This is a genomic window from Streptomyces murinus (genome assembly GCF_002154555.1).
Taxonomy (GTDB): Bacteria; Actinomycetota; Actinomycetes; order Streptomycetales; family Streptomycetaceae; genus Streptomyces; species Streptomyces murinus.
In genome coordinates this window covers 1-5,586 of sequence record NZ_MUNF01000360.1, presented here as the reverse complement: position 1 = coordinate 5,586, position 5,586 = coordinate 1, and the positions used below count along the sequence as shown (strand labels likewise).

Genomic DNA, 5,586 nt, shown 5'->3' with positions numbered 1-5,586 from the left:
CGGCGAGTTCGGCCTCGATGTCGTACAGGCCTATATGCGGCACGTCCAGGACAACGCCGAGGAAGCGGTCCGCCGCGTCATCGACGCCCTGGACGACGGCGAGTACGCCTACGAGACCGACGCGGGCGCCGTCATCCACGTCCGGGTCCGCGTCGAGCGGGCCGAGCGCCGGGCCACCATCGACTTCACCGGCACCTCCGGGCAGCTCCCCACCAACTTCAACGCCCCCTTCGCCGTCGTCAACGCGGCCGTCCTGTACGTCTTCCGCACCCTGGTCGCCGACGACATCCCGCTCAACGACGGCTGCCTGCGCCCCCTGGACATCGTCGTACCGCCCGGCTCCCTGCTCGCCCCGAAGCCCCCGGCCGCCGTCGTCGCGGGCAACGTGGAGACCTCGCAGGCCATCACCGGTGCCCTGTACGCGGCGCTCGGCGTCCAGGCCGAGGGCTCCGGCACGATGAACAACGTCACCTTCGGCAACGAACGCCACCAGTACTACGAGACCGTCGCCTCCGGCTCCGGCGCGGGCGACGGCTTCCCCGGGGCCGATGTCGTACAGACCCATATGACCAACTCCCGGCTCACCGACCCCGAGATCCTGGAGTGGCGACTGCCCGTCCGCCTGGAGGAGTTCGCCGTACGGCACGGGAGCGGCGGCACCGGCACCTGGCGCGGCGGCGACGGCGCGGTGCGCCGCATCCGGTTCCTGGAGCCCATGACCGTCTCCACCCTCTCCCAGCACCGCCGTGTGCCCCCGTACGGCATGGCGGGCGGTGCCCCCGGAGCGCTCGGCACCAACCGGGTCGAGCGGGCCGACGGCGGTGTCACCGATCTCGGCGGCAGCGGTTCCACCGAGGTCGGCCCCGGCGACGTACTGGTCATCAAAACCCCCGGTGGCGGCGGCTACGGCCGGCCGTCGCCCGAACCCCAGCAAGCAGGAGAAGTGAACGATGGTCCTCGGGCGTTCTGAGCACGGCAATTTCCCGGTCGAGCCCGTCACGCTCAAGATCCTGGTGGCGGGCGGCTTCGGCGTGGGCAAGACCACCCTGGTCGGCGCGATCAGCGAGATCCGCCCGCTGCGCACCGAGGAGCAGCTCACCGAGGCCGGGCGCCCGGTCGACGACACCAGCGGGGTGGAGGCCAAGAACACCACCACCGTGGCCATGGACTTCGGCCGGATCACCCTGCGCGAGGACCTGGTCCTGTACCTGTTCGGCACGCCCGGGCAGGAGCGGTTCTGGTTCATGTGGGACGAGCTGTCCGAGGGCGCGCTCGGTGCCGTCGTGCTCGCCGACACCCGCCGCCTGGAGGACTCCTTCGCCGCCGTCGACTACTTCGAGCGACGCTCCATCCCCTTCCTGGTCGCCGTCAACTGCTTCGACGGCGCCGCCCGCTACCCCTCCGACTCGGTCCGCCGGGCGCTCGATCTGGACCCCGGAGTGCCCGTGATGCTGTGCGACGCCCGCGACCGGCAATCGGCCAAGGACGTCCTCATCGACCTCATCGAACACGCCATGCGCTACACGGCGGACCACCGCCAGCCGGTCGGCAGCTGAGGAGAACAGGTCTCAAGTCACGCACATCTAGGGGCCGTTCACCACTGAGGCTCGGCGGCCGCCGCCCGCGCCGGGGTCATCGCTCCGCCGCCCCGCCGTACCTCATGTCCGGTCAGGCCCGCGCGGCCGAGTACCCAACTCGCGCCGCCGAGCGCCTTGGCCGCCTGCTTCAGCGGGGCGAGTTGGGCGGCGGCCTGGCGGTGGTCGTGCACGCTGCCCGGCCCGCACACCACGGTCGCCAGCGACAGCGTGACCGGCCGTCCGCCCGCCGACCAGGGGGCGTCCAGCACCGCCGCGGCCAGTGGGCCGAGTGTCTCCTCGTCGGCCAGCACCAGGAAGTCGTCCCCGCCGATGTGCCCCACCCGCGCCTGCCCGGCGATCGCCTGCGTCAGTGCCCGCCCCACCGAGCGGATCAGCTCGTCGCCCGCGGCGAAACCGGCGCCGTCGTTCACCTTCTTGAAGTGGTCGATGTCCAGCCAGCTCAGCGCGAACGGCCGCCCGTCCGCGATCCGCCGGTCCACCTCACCGGTGATCGCGTCCGAACCCGGCAGCCGGGTCAGCGGATTGAGCCCGGCCGCCTCCTCCACCCGGCTCTCGGCCAGCGCCCGCACCAGGTCCGCGAGCCGTACGACACCCACGCACCGCCCGTGCGCGTCCAGCACCGCCACATCGTCGCTGGTCCGGTCCCGGCCGCCGATCGCCACCACGTCCAGCACCTCCCAGGCGGTGGCGTCCACCCCGACCGTGCGCGGGGCGTCCCCGAGCCGTGCGGCGGGACGGTCGGCGTACAGGGCGTGCCCGTAGCGGCCGGACATCGACAGCAGGAAGCGTGAGCGGTGCACCGACCGCACGGGTCTGCCCGCCTGGTCCACCAGCAGCACCCCGGAGACGTCCGGCGAGCCGGTCAGCAGGGCCCGCACCTGCCCGGCCGACGCCGTCACCGGCAGCACGGCGGCCGGGCGCACGAACTCCCGTACCGGCGGCCCGGTCCTGGGCGCGACCGGGACGGCGGGGGAGAAGGACGGCACATAGATGTCCGCCACCGGGATCCGGGCGGGCGGCGCGAACAGCTCGCCCTGGGCCAGCTGCGCCCCCGCCGACACCGCCGCCGCGTACTGCCCCTCGGTCTCCACCCCCTCCACGGCGACCAGGGCGTCCAACTCCTCGCACAGGGTCCGCATCGCCCGTACCGCGGCCGGCCTGGCCAGCAGCGAGGCGTCCAGCTTGACCAGATCGGGGGAGAGGTCGGTGAGCAGCCGCAGCGGCACATCGCCGTCCCCGACCCCGTCCGCGCTGATCCGGAACCCCTGCTCCCGCAGCGCGGCCACCGCCTCCAGCAACGCCCGGTGCGGCACATGCGTGCACGGCGGTACGACGTCCAGCGTCACCTCCCAGGGCCCCCGCCCCTGCGCCCGCACCGCGTCATGCAGCGGGGTGAGGCCCCCGAGGTCGGCGAGCGTGCCCGCGAACACGTTCACATGCAGCGGCAGCAGCCGCTCCTTGCGCATGGCCGAGCGCAGCGCCAACACGGCCAGCGCGCCGTCCAGTTCGGGGTCACGGCGGGCCTCGGCCAGGATGTCGCCCGTCTCCGGGCGGGCGAACGCCTCCAGCGCGGCGACCGCGCCCGTCCTCAGGTTCACCAGCGGCTGGAAGGCGAAGCGGAGAGAGTCCGTCCAGGAGTGCACGGGAGCATGATGGCGCTGCGCGCGGGCGCCCAGGGTCAGTTCATGAGACGTTCACACAGGATTCCGGGCCGATCGCACAGCGTGATAATCCCCTTAAGGCTCCCCTTAGGTGCCCCTTAGACGCTCATTGGCCGGCCCTCACCGCACCGCCACCACCGACGAACCGTGCCCGAACAGCCCCTGGTTGGCGGTGATGCCCACCCGCGCACCCTCGATCTGCCGCTCGCCCGCCGCGCCCCGCAACTGCCAGGTCAGCTCGCAGACCTGGGCGATGGCCTGGGCCGGGACGGCCTCACCGAAGGAGGCGAGCCCGCCGCTGGCGTTGACCGGCGTCCGGCCGCCCGGCGCTGTCACGCCCTCCCGCAGCAGCTTCGCCCCCTCGCCCGCGCCGCACAGCCCCAGATCCTCGTACCACTGCAACTCCAGCGCGGTGGACAGGTCGTACACCTCCGCCAGATCCAGGTCCCCGGGGCCGAGGCCGGCCTCCTCGTAGGCGGCGCGGGCGATGGAGGCGCGGAAGGTCTCCTCCGGGGGCCGTACCGCGACCGCCGGGTCGGTGGCGATGTCCGGCAGGTCGAGCACCGGGTTCGGGAAGCGGGGCGTCACCGTGGAGACCGCGCGGATCCGCACCGGCCGCGCGGCGCCGTGCCGGCGGGCGAACTCCAGGGAGGACAGCACCAGGGCGGCGCCGCCGTCGGAGGTGGCGCAGATGTCCAGCAGCCGCAGCGGATCGGCGACCACCGCGGAGGCGGCGACCTCCTCGACGGTGACCCGCTTGCGGTAGCGGGCGTACGGATTCAGCGCCCCCATCGCGGCGTTCTTCACCTTGACCAGCGCGAAGTCCTCCGGTGTGTCGCCGTGCACCGCCATCCGCCGGCGCGCGTACAGCCCGAAGTACGCCGGGTTGGTGGCGCCCAGCAGCCGGAAGCGGAGCCAGTCGGGGTCGTCGGGCCGGTCGCCGCCCGCGGGCCGGAAGAAGCCCTTCGGTGCCGCGTCCGCGCCCACCACGAGCACCACGTCGGCGAGGTGGGCGAGGATCTGCGCCCGCGCCACGGCGATCGCCTGCGCCCCCGACGCACAGGCCGCGTACACACTGGTGACCCGGGCGCCCTGCCAGCCCAGCGCCCTGGCGTACGACGCCCCCGCCACGTACCCCGGGTAGCCGCCCCGCACCGTGTCCGCGCCGACGACGGAGCCCACGTCCCGCCAGTCGACACCGGCGTCCGCGAGCGCCGCGCGGGCCGCCGCCGCGCCGTACTCCACGAAGCCGCGCCCCCACTTGCCCCAGGGGTGCATGCCCGTGCCGAGCACGGCGACGTCTCCCGTCATGACGTCGGCCCCGTCGGCCCCATCGCCCCCGCCGGCCGCCAGTTCCACGTCGCCGTCGTCTCCGTCTCGCCGACACCCTGGAGCACGCCTTCGACGGCCTCCACCTCCATCCCCACCGCGAGATCGGCGACGGTGATCCCGGGGGCCGCCTGCCCCAGCACCACGATCCGCTCGGCCGCCAGCTCCACCGCGATCAACGCGTACGGCTCCCAGGGGCGTTCGGCATCGCTCACGTAGGGGGACGGCGGGCGGTACCGGGTGTCGGTGTACGACCAGACGCGCCCCGTCCGGGACAGCGGGGTCTCCTCCAGGGTGCCGCCCGCGCAGTGCGGATTGCGGCAGTGGACGTCCTCGCGCGGGAAGAAGACCGAGGCGCAGGACGCGCAGCGGGTGCCGAGGAGGCGGAAGCCGTCGCCCTCGCCGGTGAACCAGCCGGTGATCACGGGTGTCCTGGTGTGCGGCAAAGCCCCTCCCGTCACGCGGATCCGGGTTACCTGACGACGCGTCAGGAGTCTGGCACGTCCGACGGGAAATGGGCAGACCGTGTCCGTACCGGACAACACCACTTACGGAAGACGTCGTTCCCGTGATCGGATACAGTCCGCGCGTGTCCGAGAATCAGCAACCCATCGCCAACTCCGCACCGGGATCGCACTGTTCCGCCTGCGGGGTGCCCTATGGAGAGGGCGTCACCGGCTGGCCGCGCACCTGCCCGTCCTGCGGCACGGTCGCCTACCGCAACCCGCTGCCCGTGGCGATCGCGCTCCAGCCCGTGTACGACACCGAGGGCACCGCCCTGGTCGTCATCACCCGCACCATCGCCCCCGCCCGCGGCGGCACGGCCCTGCCCGGCGGCTACGTGGACGACCGCGAGGACTGGAAGCAGGCCGTCGTCCGCGAGCTCAAGGAGGAGACCGGCATCGACGCCGCCGCCCGCGACGTCCGCCTCGTCGACGCCATGAGCTCCCCCGACGGGCATCTCCTCCTCTTCGGCCTCCTCCCCGAACGCCCCGCCG

6 protein-coding genes are annotated in these 5,586 nt (G+C 73.4%); 3 read left to right on the top strand and 3 right to left on the bottom strand.

What is annotated here, in order from left to right; genetic code table 11:
* Together CCN72_RS21775 and CCN72_RS21770 are read left to right on the top strand one after the other, a co-directional pair.
* Positions 1–970 (top strand): hydantoinase B/oxoprolinase family protein (locus CCN72_RS21775; protein ID WP_143664162.1); only part of this gene is annotated, 970 nt, incomplete at its 5' end.
* Positions 951–1,556, top strand: coding sequence for a GTP-binding protein (locus CCN72_RS21770; RefSeq protein WP_086808972.1), 606 nt, complete (start codon positions 951–953; stop codon positions 1,554–1,556). The genes CCN72_RS21775 and CCN72_RS21770, both read left to right, overlap by 20 nt.
* 38 nt (positions 1,557–1,594) lie before the next feature.
* Here CCN72_RS21770 and CCN72_RS21765 read toward each other — a convergent pair whose 3' ends face one another.
* The 3 genes from CCN72_RS21765 to CCN72_RS21755 all read right to left on the bottom strand — a co-directional run bounded on the left by CCN72_RS21765 (position 1,595) and on the right by CCN72_RS21755 (position 5,013).
* Complete coding sequence (locus CCN72_RS21765; protein WP_086808971.1) at positions 1,595–3,241, bottom strand: GGDEF domain-containing protein; 1,647 nt, start codon at positions 3,239–3,241, stop codon at positions 1,595–1,597.
* Between the two features lie 138 nt (positions 3,242–3,379).
* Entirely contained in the window at positions 3,380–4,570 is a 1,191-nt protein-coding gene (locus CCN72_RS21760; RefSeq protein ID WP_086808974.1) for a lipid-transfer protein, read from the bottom strand.
* A complete protein-coding gene (locus CCN72_RS21755) occupies positions 4,567–5,013 on the bottom strand; it encodes a Zn-ribbon domain-containing OB-fold protein (RefSeq protein ID WP_086808970.1) in 447 nt (148 codons plus the stop codon). Before CCN72_RS21755 ends, CCN72_RS21760 begins: the two co-directional genes overlap by 4 nt.
* A gap of 164 nt (positions 5,014–5,177) precedes the next feature.
* Between CCN72_RS21755 and CCN72_RS21750 the strand changes: the two genes are divergently transcribed.
* On the top strand, positions 5,178–5,586 hold a 409-nt coding region (locus tag CCN72_RS21750; RefSeq protein WP_086808973.1), incomplete at its 3' end, for an NUDIX domain-containing protein.

Bases quoted from the DNA above. Each gene is read 5' to 3' on its own strand.
- CCN72_RS21770 (WP_086808972.1), top strand. From the start codon at position 951: ATGGTCCTCGGGCGTTCTGAGCACGGCAATTTCCCGGTCGAGCCCGTC.
- CCN72_RS21760 (WP_086808974.1), bottom strand. From the start codon at position 4,570: ATGACGGGAGACGTCGCCGTGCTCGGCACGGGCATGCACCCCTGGGGC.